At 48.9% G+C, this 17,776-nt stretch carries 24 protein-coding genes and 1 pseudogene; 9 read left to right on the top strand and 16 right to left on the bottom strand.

Features of this window, described 5'->3' with window-relative positions; genetic code table 11:
• Nucleotides 1–13: 13 nt before the first annotated feature.
• From NT073_RS04865 to NT073_RS04820, 10 genes are all read right to left on the bottom strand, one after another.
• Complete coding sequence (locus tag NT073_RS04865) at nt 14–856, bottom strand: PRTRC system ThiF family protein (protein ID WP_297369604.1); 843 nt, start codon at nt 854–856, stop codon at nt 14–16.
• Nucleotides 843–1,577, bottom strand: a complete 735-nt coding sequence (locus tag NT073_RS04860) for a PRTRC system protein B (RefSeq protein ID WP_297369602.1) — start codon at nt 1,575–1,577, stop codon at nt 843–845. The genes NT073_RS04865 and NT073_RS04860 overlap by 14 nt, the downstream gene beginning before the upstream one ends.
• Entirely contained in the window at nt 1,498–2,676 is a 1,179-nt protein-coding gene (locus NT073_RS04855) for a hypothetical protein (RefSeq protein ID WP_297369599.1), read from the bottom strand. The genes NT073_RS04860 and NT073_RS04855 overlap by 80 nt, the downstream gene beginning before the upstream one ends.
• A gap of 62 nt (nt 2,677–2,738) precedes the next feature.
• Complete coding sequence (locus NT073_RS04850) at nt 2,739–2,960, bottom strand: PRTRC system protein C (RefSeq protein WP_100990059.1); 222 nt, start codon at nt 2,958–2,960, stop codon at nt 2,739–2,741.
• A gap of 9 nt (nt 2,961–2,969) precedes the next feature.
• On the bottom strand, nt 2,970–3,491 hold the full coding sequence (locus tag NT073_RS04845; protein WP_297369593.1) for a prtrc system protein e: 522 nt from the start codon (nt 3,489–3,491) through the stop codon (nt 2,970–2,972).
• A gap of 332 nt (nt 3,492–3,823) precedes the next feature.
• Complete coding sequence (locus tag NT073_RS04840) at nt 3,824–4,207, bottom strand: hypothetical protein (protein ID WP_297369590.1); 384 nt, start codon at nt 4,205–4,207, stop codon at nt 3,824–3,826.
• A gap of 187 nt (nt 4,208–4,394) precedes the next feature.
• Complete coding sequence (locus NT073_RS04835; protein WP_297369587.1) at nt 4,395–4,934, bottom strand: hypothetical protein; 540 nt, start codon at nt 4,932–4,934, stop codon at nt 4,395–4,397.
• 8 nt (nt 4,935–4,942) lie between these two features.
• Nucleotides 4,943–5,197 carry a hypothetical protein gene (locus NT073_RS04830; RefSeq protein ID WP_297369584.1) on the bottom strand — a complete coding sequence of 85 codons (255 nt, stop codon included), beginning with the start codon at nt 5,195–5,197 and terminating at the stop codon, nt 4,943–4,945.
• Between the two features lie 210 nt (nt 5,198–5,407).
• Nucleotides 5,408–6,592 carry a phosphoadenosine phosphosulfate reductase family protein gene (locus tag NT073_RS04825; protein WP_297369581.1) on the bottom strand — a complete coding sequence of 395 codons (1,185 nt, stop codon included), beginning with the start codon at nt 6,590–6,592 and terminating at the stop codon, nt 5,408–5,410.
• A gap of 29 nt (nt 6,593–6,621) precedes the next feature.
• Nucleotides 6,622–7,008, bottom strand: coding sequence for a LytTR family transcriptional regulator DNA-binding domain-containing protein (locus NT073_RS04820; protein WP_297369578.1), 387 nt, complete (start codon nt 7,006–7,008; stop codon nt 6,622–6,624).
• 363 nt (nt 7,009–7,371) lie between these two features.
• Between NT073_RS04820 and NT073_RS04815 the strand changes: the two genes are divergently transcribed.
• A complete protein-coding gene (locus NT073_RS04815) occupies nt 7,372–7,989 on the top strand; it encodes a hypothetical protein (protein WP_297369575.1) in 618 nt (205 codons plus the stop codon).
• A 23-nt stretch (nt 7,990–8,012) separates the two neighbouring features.
• On the opposite strand, the gene NT073_RS04810 is transcribed toward NT073_RS04815, so the two are convergent.
• The 4 genes from NT073_RS04810 to NT073_RS04795 form a co-directional block, all read right to left on the bottom strand.
• Nucleotides 8,013–8,453, bottom strand: coding sequence for a DUF4326 domain-containing protein (locus tag NT073_RS04810; protein ID WP_297369572.1), 441 nt, complete (start codon nt 8,451–8,453; stop codon nt 8,013–8,015).
• A 64-nt stretch (nt 8,454–8,517) separates the two neighbouring features.
• Nucleotides 8,518–9,144: a PD-(D/E)XK nuclease-like domain-containing protein gene (locus tag NT073_RS04805; RefSeq protein WP_297369569.1), complete on the bottom strand. Its 627-nt coding sequence runs from the start codon at nt 9,142–9,144 to the stop codon at nt 8,518–8,520.
• Between the two features lie 238 nt (nt 9,145–9,382).
• On the bottom strand, nt 9,383–10,468 hold the full coding sequence (gene dinB, locus NT073_RS04800) for a DNA polymerase IV (RefSeq protein WP_297369565.1): 1,086 nt from the start codon (nt 10,466–10,468) through the stop codon (nt 9,383–9,385).
• Nucleotides 10,469–10,833: 365 nt separating this feature from the next.
• Nucleotides 10,834–11,094 carry a hypothetical protein gene (locus NT073_RS04795; RefSeq protein ID WP_297369563.1) on the bottom strand — a complete coding sequence of 87 codons (261 nt, stop codon included), beginning with the start codon at nt 11,092–11,094 and terminating at the stop codon, nt 10,834–10,836.
• A gap of 103 nt (nt 11,095–11,197) precedes the next feature.
• On the opposite strand from NT073_RS04795, the gene NT073_RS04790 reads away from it, so the two are divergent.
• The 6 genes and pseudogenes from NT073_RS04790 to NT073_RS04765 all read left to right on the top strand — a co-directional run bounded on the left by NT073_RS04790 (nt 11,198) and on the right by NT073_RS04765 (nt 15,307).
• Complete coding sequence (locus NT073_RS04790; protein ID WP_366107224.1) at nt 11,198–11,683, top strand: S24 family peptidase; 486 nt, start codon at nt 11,198–11,200, stop codon at nt 11,681–11,683.
• 11 nt (nt 11,684–11,694) lie between these two features.
• Nucleotides 11,695–11,856 carry a hypothetical protein gene (locus tag NT073_RS04785; protein ID WP_297369557.1) on the top strand — a complete coding sequence of 54 codons (162 nt, stop codon included), beginning with the start codon at nt 11,695–11,697 and terminating at the stop codon, nt 11,854–11,856.
• Between the two features lie 343 nt (nt 11,857–12,199).
• Nucleotides 12,200–12,340 carry a hypothetical protein gene (locus NT073_RS04780; protein WP_297369554.1) on the top strand — a complete coding sequence of 47 codons (141 nt, stop codon included), beginning with the start codon at nt 12,200–12,202 and terminating at the stop codon, nt 12,338–12,340.
• Between the two features lie 26 nt (nt 12,341–12,366).
• Nucleotides 12,367–14,091, top strand: coding sequence for a group II intron reverse transcriptase/maturase (gene ltrA, locus NT073_RS04775; RefSeq protein WP_297369551.1), 1,725 nt, complete (start codon nt 12,367–12,369; stop codon nt 14,089–14,091).
• Nucleotides 14,092–14,200: 109 nt separating this feature from the next.
• Nucleotides 14,201–14,479 (top strand): annotated as a pseudogene (locus NT073_RS04770) (DNA polymerase V subunit UmuC); the annotation flags it as partial.
• A gap of 138 nt (nt 14,480–14,617) precedes the next feature.
• The gene (locus tag NT073_RS04765) at nt 14,618–15,307 is read left to right on the top strand and encodes a DUF4113 domain-containing protein (protein ID WP_297370126.1); all 690 of its coding nucleotides are present in this window, start codon (nt 14,618–14,620) and stop codon (nt 15,305–15,307) included.
• Between the two features lie 85 nt (nt 15,308–15,392).
• On the opposite strand, the gene NT073_RS04760 is transcribed toward NT073_RS04765, so the two are convergent.
• Complete coding sequence (locus tag NT073_RS04760) at nt 15,393–15,872, bottom strand: hypothetical protein (protein WP_297369548.1); 480 nt, start codon at nt 15,870–15,872, stop codon at nt 15,393–15,395.
• A gap of 295 nt (nt 15,873–16,167) precedes the next feature.
• Between NT073_RS04760 and NT073_RS04755 the strand changes: the two genes are divergently transcribed.
• A complete protein-coding gene (locus NT073_RS04755) occupies nt 16,168–16,365 on the top strand; it encodes a hypothetical protein (protein ID WP_297369545.1) in 198 nt (65 codons plus the stop codon).
• 163 nt (nt 16,366–16,528) lie between these two features.
• A complete protein-coding gene (locus tag NT073_RS04750; protein ID WP_297369542.1) occupies nt 16,529–16,792 on the top strand; it encodes a redox-active disulfide protein 2 in 264 nt (87 codons plus the stop codon).
• Nucleotides 16,793–16,924: 132 nt separating this feature from the next.
• On the opposite strand, the gene NT073_RS04745 is transcribed toward NT073_RS04750, so the two are convergent.
• Nucleotides 16,925–17,509, bottom strand: a complete 585-nt coding sequence (locus tag NT073_RS04745) for a DUF1572 family protein (protein WP_297369539.1) — start codon at nt 17,507–17,509, stop codon at nt 16,925–16,927.
• Nucleotides 17,510–17,776: the final 267 nt, after the last annotated feature.

Here is a 17,776-nt window from a genome sequence, read left to right as displayed (position 1 = left end):
AAAGCCATCCCGGTTAGGCGATGGGCAAAGGAGTGGTGCGACCCGTTTCCAGATTAAGGAAACACCCCCGGTGGGGTGTCATCGCTTTACGAAACAGGGTCCAAAGTAGGGAACAGCCATGATTGGCCAGTGTTGAATTAATAAATAACTCCTGCTTTTGCAACGCTTCGGCCAGTGAACAGCTGGGCGTATTATCGGACTGGTCAGCTTCGAAAAGTAACTGGTCAAATTCGTCCGTAATAAAGGGAAGCTGGCCAACAGCAACATATTCCTGCGTAGGGGGTTGTTCAATTTCGCCAACAGTCGATAAAATGACCTGACCGATTTGTTGACTGTTCCCGTAATCAAGCCAGTAATAGGGTCTGTCGCGGTCATGTTTGGCCTGTACCCTTAGTTCCTGTACTATCAGCGCGATTTCCCGCCGTGCCGATACGGTATCTACGCACGTAATGAACAGATTGGCCGATGCGTGCTGGCGCGAAGTTCCCCGAAGGCGGCTGATACAGTAGGGGGTTGGAACCGCTTTCCAGTTGGTGCCAAAAAAACCGTTGACCCGGTTAATTAAGGCAACTGCTTTGTTGAGTTTCAATTCAGAATGGGCAAATAACTGTCTACCCAGGTTCGCTTGGCTGACGGTATCACCGTCCCATAACCGAACCTGCAAACCGGGATGGCCTAATTCGGTGAAGGCGTGGTTCATTCTGGCCAGCAAGGTCAACACCTGCGAGCCGGTCCCCCCGGCCCCGATTAAATTAACCGTCAGCGGATTGGTCGGATTCAGCAGGTATGAAGCGGTAAAATGAACACTTGGTCGCACCTGATCGGGCGAATCCACGCGGGGTCTAGTTGTTTCCATCTGTATAACCAGTAAGCTGTTTTAACGTGAAGGGGCTGGTAACGAGTACGTCAAGGGGAAAATCTGTATGCTGATCAATCAGTCGTTGCCATAGTTGAATAATGTTACCCTGAACAGGCTGATGTTCATCGAACAGGTGTGAGAAGTACGAATTGAAAAAGCTTTCTTCCCATGCCGCCATAAATTCGTTGAGCGTGGACGACTGACGAATACCAACACTGACAGTTCCCATGCAGACCCCTCCCTGCTTGTTGGTATTGAAAAAGGGAGCATAATACAAGGGGGTATCTATCGTCGGTTTCTCGGCACTCAGCAGGGCAAACAGAAATAAATAATTCTTGGAAGCCAACCATACCAACGGGGGTAGAGGGGCCATCCCGTTCGGTATAGTTAATGACTCGATGAAATATAAGTTACGCTGTTGCGGGGGGGTGTACCACATTACCCGGCCCTGATCGACATCCAGATAAAGTACGTTTTCGGGCAATAGCCCGTTGAGTCGTAAAAAACCTTTTTTCTTTTCTTTTTCCACCGTCAGGATTTTGGCTAACTGCCTTGACTCTTGTTCGGTTAAGGGATGGAAATTAATGGGATGACCAGAAACCGGGTCAACGTCGAAGGCTTGCACATGCCCATGATGACTATTGCTCGCCTGTCGATAGACCAGCAGTCCCTGCGTCGGCAGATACGACTTCCCGTAATTTGCGGTTATGTTGTTCATCAGCAAGGTTTTTTAGTAGGTCGGCTAACTCATCAAGGCTGGTATAGAATACCTCCTCAAAGGCTAAACAAAGCGGTGGTTTGGCGCAAGGCCGGTCAAACAAATGATACGCCAATGGTTCTTCAACGTACCCGCCCCCGTTAAAATCGCAGTCCAACGATTCCAGTATGTTATCATGGACCCAATCCCCCCATTGCCATAAAAAACCAATTCGTTGGTCGGGGTCAATTGAATAATCATCGTCGGAATGGGCCAATCCCCGCTCATAGCTTCGGTAGTAGGCGCGGTCAGGGTACTGACGATATAAACTCAAAAATGAGCCGCTAATCCGGTGTAATGCTTCTTCCCATTCATCAGTAGGCCGGAAGGATTGGTGCCGCGTTTCAAACGCATCCAGATGCCGCTGGTTCCAACCTATGTACCGTTGTAGGATAGAGCCGCCCAGTCGGGTATTGGTTAACAGCGTCTCAAAATCAGCCAGCTGGTTTTCCTCGTCGTCCTCCCGCATGGATTCAGCCATCATATCACATTGGTAATAGACAAAGCTACTCTCGTCCGAAAAGAAGGCCACACCTGCCACCGTATGCAGATACGATACCAACGAACATAACAGGGCCGAAGCCGACAACCTGCTTTTTCCCTTGAGCGTCTGGTAAAAGGGTTCCAGCGGTATATAATACGAGCTAAAGCCCGTTTCATAGACCTTGTAAACGGCAAGGGTTGATCGGAGGGTATCATCGTCCTCGATGATGGCCAGCGATGCATTGGGGTCTGCCGCTTGCAGGGCAGCTTCGGCCTGTGAAAACGCAAGGAAAACATTATGCGGATAAACGCTGGTATTTTCCATTGCCGTTACGTCAAAACCAAACCCATACGCTTGAGATAAAAACAACAGTGATTGAAAGAACTCAGCTTCGATAATCGCCTGATCGTGGAGTTCGGCCAGTTCCTCAACAACTGGCTCGAAACGGTATCTTAAAAAACCATTGGTAGCTGACTCAGCGGTAAAGAGCGTCGTTTCTGAACGACGCTGTGAGCCGCGTCGGGGAGTGAGTTGAGGGTGAGCAGAAACGCGGCTATTGCCGAGGAGCGTTGCCATTGATTGGAATACTGATAGTCCGTTGAAATAACTCTGGCGGGTTTGCCCATCATCGCTACTGATTAACCTTTCGTACCCATAACGCTATCAAAACGGTACTCGATGCGGTCGTTTCTGACTTGCCCCTCACTTACTTTTGCAGTCGTTAACAGGGGATAACTGTTGGCATAAAAATTCAGTACGGCTTGGGGGCTTAAGGAACGTTCAGGGTCAGCCAGTTCAACAGGCTGGCCTTTGTCCTGAATAATAAATACCCGTTTATAGGTTGTGGCGATCAGGTTCATACGAGTTGTTTATGCATTAATTGATTCAAATAGGGTAGGGGCACTGAACTTCTGAACTAATTCTTCCCGCTTTTTGGTGATGGCTTCCTGTTGGTTGGGAAATAGGGTCAGGTCGGGCAGTTTTGCACACGCTTCGCGGTATTTTCCGGCTTCTTCCAGTTCAGCCACTTTGACCATGAGGCCATCATAGGTTTTTTTCTGTTCCTCAGCTTCTTTTCTCTGTTTGTTTTCAGCCGCTTTTGCCATTGCCGACTGCTCACTGGCCAGCGCAACACTTTTGAGATGGTCCTCCATACTGACCAGCAATTGGGAAGTCTGCTGATACGGCTCTGTAATCTTTCTGAAAAAAGCTTCATCAATGGCTTCTGGAAGTCCATTGAACAACAAGGGCTTTATTAGCTGTTGGGCTTTATCTCCGCATTGCTCGTTGGTCAGCAGAACGCTCACAATGAGTTTTTCACCTACGGTTTGACAGACGATTCTTAAATCGCCCTGTAAGCCAAGCTGGTGGACTTTTTGAAAAAACTCCATACGCTGTTCAGGAAATGAATTGTGTGTTGTTTACTGGTCTAAAGATAGCCATTCAGCCGGGTATGGGGTGGGGTAACGAGTATTGGTTATAGGGATGGGGAAAGCCCTTTTCCCTGTTATGTTTAGCTTATTACAGGTTAGCCTGCCTGGGTCCAGGAGTCGACCCCATCGCAGTCAACACAGATGAGTAGGTGAAGTAAAGTAGAGATAGCCGACTCGCCCGCTGTGTGCGCTGCGATCGGTATACGACCATCGAAGGAAGGCGCTTCGGTGGTTATAGCTGAAAAATCCGGATGCGCCGGATCGATCAGAAAATTGTCGTCCCGTAGGGCCTATTTCAGCCCTGAACCGCTGTTCCGGGAACCTCCGTTCCGGGTCAGGTCGTAAATAGAAACCGAGTAAAACGAATGTGACAGGCTACCCATTAAGCCAAACGAAACACGCACACCATCCACCGTTCCGGTAGAGTCAGAATAAAATATTGTAAACTCATTGAGCTTCACCGGCTGGCCTTCTACCCGTTGGTAGTGAATCAACCGGCACAGGGCGTTATTCATATCATTGGTTAAGCTACGCCCACCCTGATCCAAATCAATTAGAAAAAGCGTCTTGGCTTTAAGGTCGATTTGAAACTGCACGTCTGATTGCGGGTAGCCTAATATCTGGTATTTGGGGAGCGTGTGTTTGGGTAGCTGACCGTTATGACCATTTTCCATATCAGTAGACGTTTGCTGGTTTACGACTCAAAAATAGCGTTCGATACGGAAATAGACTGGCTTAGGACCCAAACCGTAGGGCAACATAAGCGCGCCTTCTCCCCTGTTATGGCCTGGCCTTAGGCGTAATAAAAAAGGGTGAAGTGACTCTTTTATTAGCGAACGCCTACCTATATACGTAGCCTCATCAGGTAACCAATCTGGCGTACTCAACCGCTAAATCGTCCATTAGCTGAGGGAGTCGTTTACCCAAATCCGGGTAATAGGGCCGTTGAAATACATCGTTGAAAAATTCTTCACACCCCTCCAGGGCTACCTCAGTCAGGCCCTTACTGATTAAACGTTGTTTAGCCTGCGCAAACAACGTTTCCATCCGCTGGCTATACAACCCATACAGAATGGAATGAAACAGGTTTTTTGCGTCCGTTAGGGCGGCATGCTCACGCCGGTAATGCTGGCGGGTGGCTGGGCTGGCGGTCGCATAATGGGTTCCATTTTGCTTGAACCATTCTTCTGCCTGCTTTCGGGGCTCCAGCAGTACTTGGACATATTCATCATACAGACAAGGCCACAGTTCCAGCACCTCACTTAGCGTCCGCTCCTGCCAGTTCTCATCACTGCCAATGCGTTCGATCAAGCTACCAACATCCGGCAAGGGCGTAACGCGCAGCGGTTGTAGAGCGACGTCTGCAGGAGAACTAAAGAGGTCCAGTTGCCTACTTGCCATGGCGGCGTTTATTTTAAGCTATAAAATTTCACCCGCTTATCGGCGTTTTGCTCGATCAGCCGCTGCTCAGTGGCTTTACGATCGCGTTTATCGCACCAAAGTTGCGCGTACGAAGTCCGGTCCACCTCGATGGGAATACGGTACTCTAAACGCCCCCCGGCCAGTTTGATCCGGCGAATATGGATGGTTGGGGGCCGCTTGCTTTTGCGGACGGGCGGCACCTGAATCTGGCGAAGGCGGGGAGCAGTTGAGGCGTTTTCCATGTACTAAAGATACGCCCGTCAGCCCTCGGTATGGTCGTTAGTTCATACGGCTTGCAAAGCTGTGTTGCCTTTTTTCCCCCGTTATCTTATATGAGAAGGTGAAGTGATACAGGCAGGGTGAATAGGTTCGTTAATGACGCCTGTGGAGCGTTTTACCCTTTTCCGGTTCCCAAAGACGTCCCAGTCTTAGGCTATTTTCACGGACATCGTTCAGGTTTTTTTGGCCGTGTCTTTTTTTTGTCTCCGGCTACGTCTGGCCTGACCCAAGTCCACAGCCACTGGCTTTTTCGTTTTTCGAAGCGATTTTTGACGTAATAATTCTGCGTACCGCAGTTGAATAGATTCCTCAGTCGTGTAGGGCATGTCGGCCCATCCATACAGCTGCGCGATGTGCTGTCGCACCACAGCCAGTACCTTTGCATCGTCCAGTCCGATCATCTCGGTTGGCCAGCCTTTGGTAAAGCGGATTCGTTTCGGCAACCTTTGTTGTAAGGCGGTCCTCTCCTGCGCTCGATACCTGGCTTGTTGGTGGCCCATTTGCTGTTCAGCTGATATAAGCTCTGGTGCCAGGCTTGCCAGCCAGGTAGAACCCTGAAAGGAGAAACCCGATGCATTTTCAAGATCGATCAGCTGACGGTACGCTGCGTGATTGTGGAGGGCCTTAAGCGCCCCGCGTAAATCGGACTGACTAGACATAATGCAAAAGGTACACGAAACCCGGCTGCAACCGAAGTGTCGATAGGCTTGGTGAATGGGCAAATTCCCTACCTTGTGCGCGTCCCAAACCTGAGCCAGCGTCCAGTCAACCAGGGGATTCCAGGTAATACCGCTTGTATTCTTTTTCTTACGCAACAGGGCCGGCTGGGGCTGCTGGACGGGAGTACGCTGCCGGTCCTTGCTTTCGGCCCGGCGAACGCCGGTTACCGAAATGATTACCTGATTGGGAAACAGTTCGGTTAGTCGCTGGCAGATAATGGCTGTTTTCAACTCGCTCGTGCAGAACCGCATTGATGGGGTCGACCAGGGCAGGATTAGCGACACGCAGGAGAGGTTTTTATAGCGTTCCACATTAGACTGCCAACGTTGTTGCCAACGCTCGATCATGCCTCCCTGCCGGCGTTGTAGGGTAATTAACGGAATGCCTAGCTGATGGGCAACCCGTTGACAAATACGGGCGGAGTCCTCCCATTCAATCTGTCCCAGGTCTGCATGAACCAGGACGCGCGGACCCCGGTGACCGATCCGGTTCAGGTAAGCCATTACTGCCCAGGCACAGGCCGATGAATCTTTTCCGCCACTAATGCCAATGGCAACCGGGGCCTGCTGAGCGAGTAGGCGATTGACTTCGTCATCAATGGCCAGGCCAAAACCCTCGTCCGTTGAAAGGACGGACATTTCAGGTGAAGCAAAAATAGAAAGCTGGCTCATATAAGGATTTGGTTTGCCTTCTTTGTTATCCGGCATGACCTACCGGAGGTCTGGGATTGATTCCGCTGCAGCATACTTTGTAACACGGGTAACAGCGTGTAAACCCGGCTTTGGGCAATGGGTAAACGCACGCCACCCACTAACTCAACGTCAAACAAAGGCCGTTTCTGAGAGCGGGTTTGCTGGTGTATCTGAAGCAGGTATTCCGGATTGATAACGTATTGTTTATGTATCCGCAGAAAGCTGGGATAATACTGAGCCACTAGGGCAAGCGGGCCCCGTCGAAGATCCCGGTATCCCGATAAAAGATGGGTCCAGGTATAATTCTGTTCGCCTGACAAATAACATACCTGTCGAGCCAATGAGAAGGGTCGATGATTCATGACGGGGAAGAATTAATAAACAGGTTAACGAGCCACCGCACGACTAAAGAGCGCTTAGGAGCAAGGCGTCCCTTAATAAGCTTGTCTGACGGCTCTTTCTAAAGTCCGCCAATCAACTTGGCTTTTTGAATTCAAGAATCAGTTCTCCATCCTGCCAGAGTTCGGTATTATTCATGTACACTTCTCTTGACCATTCCGCGAAATGTCTGGCGTCTGACTGGAATTTGAACTTAGCGAATGGCTCGGTTTGACCCTTGATGCGAACTTCACATCCAAAGGGATTTTCTTTTTGCTTGGCCATAGCATCCGGGGACAGTTCACTTGTTTCTTCTTTCCTAAAGATACAGCTCTTCAGGGGGAGCAATGACCAAAACGTACTTGCTGCGCGTATCGTCGGGGCCGCCCTTTCCCCTGTTATACCGGCGTTTACGCCGTCTTTTTTACAAGTCAACTTTTATCCTTTATTTTAATCAGTCAATCGCTTTTAGCGATCTGTATGGATCAGATTTTACGCTCATGACTCTTTTCTTCTGCTGCCTTGGTCTTATCGCACTGGTGTCAGTCCTTACGGTGCTAGCCTTAATTTTACTGAGTAGGTTACGCCGTGAGCAGCAGCGTCGTGTGCAGTTGCACCAGCAGGTATGCCGTCAACAACATCGGCTTCAGGTTGATCAGGATGTGATCCGGCAGTTGAATCACCGAAGTGGGGTTTCGCATGAGCAGGTGCAGCGGTGGATCGATGGCCTAATTGAAAGCGAGTTTTACGCCACCTTCTTGTGGGAAGATTTGGTTGATGAGTCAGGTGAAGTTATCGCCTTGTATGGCCAGGGAAATATCCCCTTACGCCGGCTGGATCGCAACCGGATGGCCAGTCAGCAAGGTATCGAACTGTTAAGTCATTCCTTTACTCGTCGGCAACGCATTTACTACCAAATGCGCCGGCATATCCTGTCCACTGACGAAGGCCCTTGGCTTAGCTAGTTCACACATTAATCGACACGGCATCATTCCAACTTAAGTCCAAGGTGAGGTAAACTTTCATCATTCGAATAAAGCAGAAGTGTATCAGCATGACAGGGGTTAGGCTTCCCTTCCTTTGATAAAAGGGCGCAAAAGCAGGCTAAATTTTTTCCTTTCAGTAATCCCAGGTTACCACGCATCCAAACAAACCGCTGGCGAATGGCTTCGCTAACAAAAGACTCATCGCTCGGTATACCATAGGGATCAGCCAGGAGCTGAGCGAACCGGTCAACGACCAGCTGCTGGGCTAGTTGGCGAATTTGTTCCGGGTCAACGATTCCTGCTTTAGCGCCTTGCTGCTCGGCTAGCTCATAAACGTCGGTTAGTCGGAACGGATTACCAAACCGGCCGGGCCGACAGACACTGATTGTGTTTGGTGGTAACCGGTATCCTTTCGTTCGTTTACGCTGTACACGGATAGGCATTTACGTTTGTCTGTTTATGCGTTTTTTTGAATTGGAATTTTGCTGGCGGCTTGAGCTGCTATTTTTACTCGATTTGCCAGGATGTTGGCTGATAAGGCTGCTGTTTCCAAGACCGCAATAATGACTGGTATTTACGGCGACCATAATTAATAAATGAATCGTCGATTACGTGTTCCAGCCTAAACAATTGATGGGGCTTCTGTTTTTGAACTCCCAGTATCTGATACTTGGTAACGCCTTGTCCACCCTGTTGGCAACCATCTAGATAGAAAGCGGCTTGGCGGTCGTAATCATACGTTTGACAAACGGTTAAAAATTCTGTGTAGCTTGTAGCCGACGTCGTTTTAACGTCAATGATCAGGCTTTCTGCCGGAACGCGTAAGTCAATTCGCGCTTTGCAGAGAAGTTTTGTTCGTTCATCCTCCCAAAAGTGCGCCTGCTCACAGATACCCTTTTTGAGCAGTTCAGAAAAATCAGTGTCGTTTCGCATCACCTCTAGCATCCGTTTTATAGCCGTAGCCCCCTTACCAGCGGGTTCGACATCAGGAGTTAGTAATAAGTGGTCATGAAAAAGTGTCCCGAATGCAAGTGCCTGGCTAAAGATTGGGATCGGCTTACGTCCGAATAGAAGTTTGTTTTTAAACTCGGTCAAGTCCGAGTTAGCAATTCGGGGAATGGCTCGGTAATTCATAATCGGCTGTCGTTGTAAATACCTACCAGATAAGCTTTTTACAACAACAAGATACACTACGTTGATGGGCCAATGTACTTAAAAGTAAACCAAGTAAACCTTTGTTTAACAGCTTTTTACCCTGTTATTAATAGCAATTGGGCTTACGCCGAATTAGTGAAGTTAGTACCTAAAACACCTGTCCCTGACATACCTCTTATGTGTGTTTATGGCGTCGTTTAACCAAAGTAATGTAGCGCTACAAATCTAACATTAATTGACCGCTGGGTAAGGCCTGAATCGTTTGAAAGCTGGACAGACTGATGCCCACCAGTCGTACCCCTTTTGTTAAGTCCTGGATTCCCGATAACAAGTCCATACTCAGTTGTTGTAGCTGGGATAAATTAGTTATGGCCGTGAGCTTTGTCCGACTTCGGGTAATCTGCTGAAAATCCGCGTACTTGACTTTTAACGTGACCGTTCTGCCTAACATACCCGTGCGTTCACAATAAGCCCACACTCGTATGACTAGTGGGCTTAACTGATCCGCTATAACTGCATAATCGGCCAAATCCTGCTCAAACGTTGTTTCTGCGCCCATTGACTTCCGTTCCCGATTGGGCGTAACCGGCCGCTGATCAATAGCACGCGCTATGGAATAAAAGTAAGCACCTGCTTTGCCAAAATGCTCGCTTAAGAATTTTTCGCTCTGCGCCCGTAAATCCATTCCCGTAAAGATGCCCAGCTGATTCATTTTTTCGGCCGTTACGCGGCCGATACCGTGAAACTGGCCAACCAGTAGTTTTTCGACAAATGCCAGGCCCTGGTGTGGTTTGATGACAAATAGTCCATCCGGTTTTCGATAGTCCGAGGCTAATTTAGCTAAGAACTTATTATAAGAAACCCCCGCTGATGCCGTTAACTGGGTTTGCGCTTTAATCTGCTCCTTGATGGTTTGCGCCAATTGTGTCGCCGTGCACCCATCGGGTAGGCTAGCCGTTACATCTAGATACGCTTCATCGAGTGAGAGCGGTTCAATCAAATCCGTATACTGAGCAAACACAGTCCGAATCTGAGCCGATACCGCTTTATATACCTCAAATCGCGGCTTGACAAATAGTAGGTCAGGGCACTTCCGGATTGCGATCGACGAGGCCATTGCCGAACGTACGCCATAGGTTCGGGCTTCATAGCTGGCTGCCGCGACAACACCCCGCTGACGGGAGCCGCCAACGGCCACAGGCTTTCCGCGTAAGTCAGGGTTGTCACGCTGCTCAACCGATGCGTAAAAGGCGTCCATATCGACGTGGATAATTTTACGAAATTGGGCCTGTTCCTGCGCCATAAATGAGTGCCAGGTGTAGTTTAATTAGAAGATCTATTTTTTACTGAGAAGCTATAAATGTCCAAAATTTTGGACATTACAATAGGTTACAGTGCTCTGGATGAACGTATTTAACCTATGTCTCATGATTGAAGGGATGACTCACATGAGGCGAACAGGTCCGCTTAAAGAGCTAGTTTGAGCGAATACTACCTGTTCAGCCGGTCTATACCAACGCCCGGTCATCCAGTATAAAGCTGCCTCAAATTCCCGTAATTGCCGATCCAGTTCGGGCTGAGCAGGTTTGAGCAATTTCTTTTTGGTCATTGAACACGTTATGGAAAACCGGCCGTAACCAACCCACCCCCGCACGACGGATGAAGGGATTACGAATTATTTGACATCGGGTAAAAATCTAAATCGATTTGCTCAAGATAGGGCTCTAAAGCAATGCTGCTGCGGAACGAACGGCAAGCTGTGATCTGATTGAGATCCTGACTATAGCGGATCTCAACGTAGAAAGTTTCCAGGGCATACAGACATAAATACGATATGCCGACTCGTCTGGTTACTAAAAAACTGCCGTCTTCGAAGGCACTTGCCAGCTGCTTTTCATGGGAAAGCAGATTGAACTCATAAAGGGTCATGACCGAATTTTGAGCTCTAATTTACGTAAAAACCTGAAAATATTAGGATTTATAATACAGTAAACATATAATAGCCCCCGAAATTATATTTTACTTGTATTAGATGCCTATGAAAACAAGGGTCCGAACCCGTTTTACAATTAGAAAAGCTGGCATAAAAAGTCGGTTGAGGGTACCGTTGTTTCTTTCACGCGTCCATTGTGGGTTTCCCTCCCCGGCGACCGATTATTTGGAAAACGTCTTGGATTTGAATGAGTTGTGTATCGTCCATCCCGACGATACCTATTTTGTTCGAGTCGAAGGAAACAGTATGGTCAATCCGCATGCTCGACTCAATTCCAGGATTGATGACGGCGATATTCTGGTGGTTGATTGTCTGATAGAGCCTGTCGATGGCCAGGTTATTGTGGCGTTTGTGAATGACGGATACGTTGTCAGGCGCATGAAGCGGGTAGGGGAGATGTTGCTTCTGAAAGCAGACAATCCAAGCTACGAGCCAATCTATATGCACCCAGGTGACCCAGGGGAGGACTCCTTTGTGTTTGGAACCGTTGTCTGGGTATTTTTTAAACCATCGATCCTGCCCTAACCTTTTCGAGTATGTACGCTCATTTTGACGCCTTGTCGTTTTACGCCAGTTGTCACATTTCTTTCCAGCACGCGCTCCGCCGACAGCCCGTTATTGTTTTATCGAACAACGACGGCAACGTGCGACTTGTTACCCGTGAACTCACTAAACGGGTGTCGTTTGGCTCCGGTTGAACGATAACTAATGGTCTGGTGTCGAGTGTGATTCTCGACCGCCTTGATGAGCGGGCGAAAACACTTCCCCCACTGCCTTGAACTGGCAAGCCAAGTCGGTGAAGCGGGGAAGAAAGCGGGTTCGCCGGAGTCTGGCCGGTCATCCCTGCAAGTGTGAAAGTAGGCGTAAGAAAACTGAATCCACCAATCATCGTTACGTTGAACAAGCCTACCCAGGATAATAGGCTTGCCCAAAAAAGGGATTGGTTGTCGGACGACGGCATTGTTTGACCGGCCCTCGTCGCTCATTCACAGGACAACCCGGTGAAACTAGTGGGACGCTACCCTTTCGTAAAACTGACCATTGGAACAAGGTAACCCCGATCTGGTTCTGCTTCGGCAGTGGGCAGCCAGCTATAAACCAAACCGGGGCAGGATGGAGCAAAAAGCAAAGGCCACCGGGAAAGCCGGTCGGATACGCCCACTTGCTCCCGTTATGTATTGATAGATGAGTTAGTCACAGTCAAGACGATGGACACGGTTCCAAAACCGATGGATGAATGGAAGAGCTTACCCTGGAAACGCATCCAGCGGATGGTCTTCAGACTGCAAAAGCGAATTTATCAGGCCACCTTGCGGGGAGACACCCGACAAGTACGCCAACTCCAAAAACTTCTTAGTAAGTCACGTTGCGCCCGCTTACTGGCGGTGCGAAAAGTCACCCAGGACAATCAAGGCAAACAAACCGCAGGCATAGATGGGGTGAAGTCACTAACCGCCAAACAACGCCTGCGTCTCAGTAAAGCACTTCATCTGAGCCAACGGGCCAAACCCCTTCGTCGGGTTTGGATACCCAAACCCGGTTCAACCGAGAAAAGACCGTTAGGGATACCTGTTATGCAGGATCGGGCTCTGCAAGCCCTCCTTAAGCTGGTACTGGAGCCTGAATGGGAAGCACGGTTCGAACCCAATAGCTACGGCTTCCGGCCTGGACGCTCGGCGCATGATGCGATTAGTGCCATCTACAATTGCATTAACCAACGGGCTAAATGGGTGTTGGATGCCGACATCGAGAAGTGTTTTGACCGGATTGACCACCAACGCTTACTGACCAAAGTGGATACGATTCCCGTGTTTCGACGAGTGCTGAAAGGCTGGTTGAAAGCGGGCGTGCTGGAAGGAGAGATTTTCTCGCCTACCCAAGCGGGTACTCCGCAGGGAGGTGTTATCTCTCCGCTGTTGGCCAACATTGCGCTGCATGGGATGGAGCAGTATGTGCAGCAGCAGTTTCGCCAACGCCGCATTAGTCCGTCTCGGCTCAGTCCTAAGATTACACTGATTCGGTACGCCGACGACTTCGTGGTTATCCATGAAGACAAGGTGGTACTCGACCAGTGTCAGTCCATGCTGACGGAGTGGTTATCCGGCTGGGGGCTAGCGATGAAGCCTAGTAAAACTCGGCTGGTTCATACGCTTCACTCAGGGGATCAACCCGATGCTGGCTTTGACTTCTTAGGTATGACCGTTCGGCAGTTCAAGGTGGGTCGTCTACACACGGGTAAGGATCAGCGGGGACATCCACTAGGCTTTAAGACGATCATCAAGCCCTCAAAAACGGCCCAGGCCCGTCATTGGCAACGCCTTCGGGAAGTGGTCCGTCGGCAGTGTTCCTCACCACAGGAAGCCCTGATTCGGGAACTGAATCCCATTATTCGAGGCTGGTGCGCGTACTATGCTGGGGTGGTGGCCAAAGATGCCTTTTCGCGGATGGACTTTTTGTTGTACAACAGTCTTCGTCGCTGGGCGTTACGTCGGCATGGAGACAAACACCGCCAACGTGTCGTACGCAAATACTGGCGGCTGGAACAGGGTAGCTGGAAGTTTGACACCCCACAAGGAGTTAAGCTACGTTACCACAGTTACACAGCGATTGTACGCCACGTAAAAGTCTTGGGCACTCGTAGTCCGTTCGATGGGGATTGGGTGTATTGGGGTAAACGGCTAAGTCATCACAGCGGTCTATCACGACGTCAATGTCTATTGCTAAAGAGGCAAAGGGGACGTTGTGGCCACTGTGGTCTGCCGTTTACGGTGACTGACTTATTGGAAGAAGACCACCAGCTACCTAAAGTACGGGGTGGGGGTAAAGAGTTGGCGAACTGTCAGTTGCTTCATCGTCATTGTCATCATCAGAAAACGGCGCGTGATGGTAGTATGGAGGCTCGCGGTAGCGGTACACAACGAGGAGCCGTGTGAGGTGAAAGTCTCATGCACGGTTCTGAACTGGCAGTCGGGGGAGCGATCCCCCGGCTGACCATAACGTGGTTGCGCAAAATGTGATTGCCAAACAGCTAGTGGAACTCCTTTCTTCAAGATTAAGGAGCTGGTTCGTCAGCAGGGTATCCACATCTTCTCAAGCACGTACCCGCTGTACGGAGATATGTCGAGACGAATTTTTGCCATCGTTGGCCGGTTCATCGAACGCGTGGAGGTGTATTCAATTGATGAGGGCTTCTTCGATCTGGCGGGTTATGAGGCTATCTATCCTGATTTAGGGGAACTAGCCCAGACGATCCAGTCCACGACGTACCGCAGCAGCCGCATACCCATAAATATCGGCATTACGCCCACCAAAACACTCTGCAAGGTAGCCACGTGGTTTGCCAAAAAACGTCCTGAACATAAGGGTATATGTGTGCTGGATACCCCGTCCAAGATCAGTGAGGCATTGAATGAGTTTGGGGTAGGAGACTTATGGGGCATTGGGGATCGATACGAACGGATGCTTTTAGCGAACGGTATCCAGACGGCGGCTCAGCTGCGCAACCTGCCGGACGACTGGATCAGGCAGTTTCTGACGGTGACCGGGCTTCGGCTGGTGTATGAATTACGGGGCCAGTCTTGTAAAGCGCTGGAGATAGAGCCCGCTAGAAAGAAATCTATTTGCACGGCTCCCAGCTTTGGCACGCCGGTGAGCGGCCTGGAGCCGCTTCGTGAGGCAGTTACTACGTATCTCTCCAGAGCGGCCGTTAAACTGCGAAACCAGTCATCGGCAGCCGGATACATTACCGTGTTTCTACACACAAATTATTTCCGTACCAATGACCGACAGTACTCCAACAGTCGCACGGTAAGGTTACCTCATCACAGTTGTAGCGACGCTGAACTGATCCGATACGGGCTGGCCGCTTTAGAGTCTATATACCGGGAGGGCTACACTTTCCAGAAAATGGGTATTATCCTGACGGATCTGGTGGATTGGGATCATCGGCAATTCAACGTCTTTGAGGTTGAATCCGATGAGCGCTGGAAACGGGTTTATTCAGCCGTTGACCGCATCAATCATCGGTATGGACGTGGGCGGGTCAGATTGGCCAGCCAGGGCTTTACGGAATCGGCTTGGCTTATGAAGCAAAACTTTCGTTCACCCTGCTACACTACCCGGTGGAAGGATATTCTCGTTGTAAAATAAGGTAAAAGGATTACTTTTTGGCTAATGATTCACGATCGTATTTCTCTTTTCGATCAAAATTAGGAAGCACTTCAATGAAATTTAGTTATTGACGCTGTAATGCCTTAAAAGCACTCCAGATATAGAACAATTTAGGAATTGGTTCGTGTAAACGTAATTCATACCCACCCATGCCATCTTCAAGCAAGAATGGTTCAATGGTAAACGTATACTTAGTGGTTGTGTACATAATCCCTTCCTCCAATAAGATCTTACCTAGTTCAATTGTATAGCCCTTTGCGGCCTGTATCACCGTAAACGCGTCAGCTATTGAACTTCCTGCCGGGACCAGGTAAAGCGTGTCAATTTTTTGTCGCTCTTCAGCGCTGACGCCAACTTTCATCCGAACGCTAAGCAGATTGACATCTAACTTTAATTGCTCGACGGATTTCCTGGGTAACACCAGTTTGCCGGTTCGTGATATATAACCGGCGATACAAACTGGCCTGCTTCCAGGTAAATTACGTTGGGTTAGTCTAATGTCATCTGGCGTATGAACAGTGGGGGCGTAACTAGTAGGTATCATGAGACTCTAAACTATGGCCTTAGGCCAATGGAAGCCTGAAATAAAATCATTCTATCTATAAATGATTACGAAACAATAATTATTTTTTTTCCGGCTCACTGCTACGAAAATAAATCTCATTTGGTTAGACTTATCTAAGTTCTCCTGGTAGATAGATGTCTATCTACTAACTTACTTATCAGAAAAAAGCTTTAGAATATCAGCTTTCTGAATCGTTTTTCCTTCAGGAATTTTTTTATTTTTTTCGGTCACAGTTTTGTAATATTGCCTATATTAATACTATATCAACAACGCCATGACAGTAGAGCAGATTCAACAGGCTATTGCCGCTTTATCAGCGGAGGAGTATAAACAGTTGTCCATCTGGTTAACGGAACATGACTTCAGTCGGTGGGATGATCAGATTGTAGCCGATCTTGAGGGGGGGCGGCTTGATGGGCTGATTGATGAAGCTAAACAGGAATATCAGGCGGGCTTGACGTCTCCTCTGTAAACTAGTTTACTGATAGAACCGACCACTCAGCAGACCCAAACTTTACGCCCGTAGACAACGCAAACACACCCCCTCGGGATAGTTTGGGTTTCCAAGTCCGGCTCCTGGGCCACCGAGTACCCGCCTTCAATAAGAAACTTTTTCTTAACTCAACCTTCGTCAGATGAAAAGCCAGAAAATTCAGGAGATGAGCCATGAGGCTTTGCTCAAACAAAAAAAAACAGTCTTGCTCGTAACGGGACTGTTGGCTGGGGCGCTTTTGACATTGCTCGTTATGGTCGTGCTTTTGGCCAGCAAAAAAGGACTTCAGGCCACGAGCATCAGTCTGGGCGTAATTCCTTTTGCCTTAATGCCGATCTTATTTTTAAACTGGAACAATTTAAAAGCAATCAAGAAAGAAATCAACTCCAGACAAAATGGGGGTTGAGCAGTACCTTGTTGATGCTGGCCTGGCTTAGCGTAGGCGTGTTGCGGGCGACAGGCGCACGTTAGGAAGTTAAGCCCGCAGCCCACCAAAAAGGTGTGCATAGGCGCAGGTACGTATTGCTGCCAATGAGATTTATCGGAGTAGTCCGTCGGTAAAGTGTTCCGTTCGTTTTGGCTGAGCAAACTTGTCCGCATTATACGCTTCTGAATTACCACGGGGTATGGATAAGCTCGTCCACTTCTCGTTGCAAACCATTTTGCCGATGAAGACAATCTGACCGACGTGATACGGATAATGAGCTAACTGACGATTGATCGCTTCAACAACCGAATGGCCCATGTTGCGAATGAAAATTTCTTTCTGAAAGTCTTCTTGTTGTAGCCCATCGAGCGTTGTGAGCAGACAGTCCCAACCCGCATGCCAACGAGCTATCAACTCCTCCCTAGTCTGCACATCATTCTCAAACTCGCTATCTCGATTGCGCCACTCCTTTTCACCGTCTGTCGTGAGAAAGTCGGTCCATCGGGACATCATGTTACCCCAGAGGTGTTTGACGATGAGGGCAATACTATTGCTTTCATAATTGTACTGCCAAAATAATGCTTCGTCCGATAGCTGACTCATTGTCTGTTCGCCAAGTAACTTGTAATAAGCAAACTGCTTTTTAGCACTGATCAGGTAGTCTATTGTCAGATCGTTATTTGGATAGTGCGTCATTGGCAGGGCTGGTTAACGTTGTTTGGAGTATTTTACGGTAGACAAAGTACGAAACTTGCGGCTAAACGCCGTTGCCTGCAACGCCCGTTCCTCGACGTAGATCATCATCTCATTTAGGAGCGTTTTTGTGAGACTGTTGGGTATAACCAAACAAAGAGGTGGCTAGACACTATCGGCAAATTTCCGACCACAGCGGTGGGCCGCATGTATCTAAAAGATAAATGATGTTATTTAACACAAGAAAGGTGTGCTGAAATAATCACTCAA

Origin of the sequence: Spirosoma sp., assembly GCF_026391055.1 — a bacterium.
Classification (GTDB): Bacteria; Bacteroidota; Bacteroidia; order Cytophagales; family Spirosomataceae; genus Spirosoma.
Note: the sequence above shows the minus strand (reverse complement) of the source record. Positions and strands in the feature narration are given on the sequence as shown.

Coding starts and splice junctions, on each gene's coding strand:
- NT073_RS04865 (WP_297369604.1), bottom strand. CDS start 856: ATGGAAACAACTAGACCCCGCGTGGATTCGCCCGATCAGGTGCGACCA.
- NT073_RS04860 (WP_297369602.1), bottom strand. CDS start 1,577: ATGAACAACATAACCGCAAATTACGGGAAGTCGTATCTGCCGACGCAG.
- NT073_RS04855 (WP_297369599.1), bottom strand. CDS start 2,676: ATGGCAACGCTCCTCGGCAATAGCCGCGTTTCTGCTCACCCTCAACTC.
- NT073_RS04850 (WP_100990059.1), bottom strand. CDS start 2,960: ATGAACCTGATCGCCACAACCTATAAACGGGTATTTATTATTCAGGAC.
- NT073_RS04845 (WP_297369593.1), bottom strand. CDS start 3,491: ATGGAGTTTTTTCAAAAAGTCCACCAGCTTGGCTTACAGGGCGATTTA.
- NT073_RS04840 (WP_297369590.1), bottom strand. CDS start 4,207: ATGGAAAATGGTCATAACGGTCAGCTACCCAAACACACGCTCCCCAAA.
- NT073_RS04835 (WP_297369587.1), bottom strand. CDS start 4,934: ATGGCAAGTAGGCAACTGGACCTCTTTAGTTCTCCTGCAGACGTCGCT.
- NT073_RS04830 (WP_297369584.1), bottom strand. CDS start 5,197: ATGGAAAACGCCTCAACTGCTCCCCGCCTTCGCCAGATTCAGGTGCCG.
- NT073_RS04825 (WP_297369581.1), bottom strand. CDS start 6,592: ATGTCCGTCCTTTCAACGGACGAGGGTTTTGGCCTGGCCATTGATGAC.
- NT073_RS04820 (WP_297369578.1), bottom strand. CDS start 7,008: ATGAATCATCGACCCTTCTCATTGGCTCGACAGGTATGTTATTTGTCA.
- NT073_RS04815 (WP_297369575.1), top strand. CDS start 7,372: ATGACCAAAACGTACTTGCTGCGCGTATCGTCGGGGCCGCCCTTTCCC.
- NT073_RS04810 (WP_297369572.1), bottom strand. CDS start 8,453: ATGCCTATCCGTGTACAGCGTAAACGAACGAAAGGATACCGGTTACCA.
- NT073_RS04805 (WP_297369569.1), bottom strand. CDS start 9,144: ATGAATTACCGAGCCATTCCCCGAATTGCTAACTCGGACTTGACCGAG.
- dinB (WP_297369565.1), bottom strand. CDS start 10,468: ATGGCGCAGGAACAGGCCCAATTTCGTAAAATTATCCACGTCGATATG.
- NT073_RS04795 (WP_297369563.1), bottom strand. CDS start 11,094: ATGACCCTTTATGAGTTCAATCTGCTTTCCCATGAAAAGCAGCTGGCA.
- NT073_RS04790 (WP_366107224.1), top strand. CDS start 11,198: ATGCCTATGAAAACAAGGGTCCGAACCCGTTTTACAATTAGAAAAGCT.
- NT073_RS04785 (WP_297369557.1), top strand. CDS start 11,695: ATGTACGCTCATTTTGACGCCTTGTCGTTTTACGCCAGTTGTCACATT.
- ltrA (WP_297369551.1), top strand. CDS start 12,367: ATGGACACGGTTCCAAAACCGATGGATGAATGGAAGAGCTTACCCTGG.
- NT073_RS04765 (WP_297370126.1), top strand. CDS start 14,618: ATGCTTTTAGCGAACGGTATCCAGACGGCGGCTCAGCTGCGCAACCTG.
- NT073_RS04760 (WP_297369548.1), bottom strand. CDS start 15,872: ATGATACCTACTAGTTACGCCCCCACTGTTCATACGCCAGATGACATT.
- NT073_RS04755 (WP_297369545.1), top strand. CDS start 16,168: ATGACAGTAGAGCAGATTCAACAGGCTATTGCCGCTTTATCAGCGGAG.
- NT073_RS04750 (WP_297369542.1), top strand. CDS start 16,529: ATGAAAAGCCAGAAAATTCAGGAGATGAGCCATGAGGCTTTGCTCAAA.
- NT073_RS04745 (WP_297369539.1), bottom strand. CDS start 17,509: ATGACGCACTATCCAAATAACGATCTGACAATAGACTACCTGATCAGT.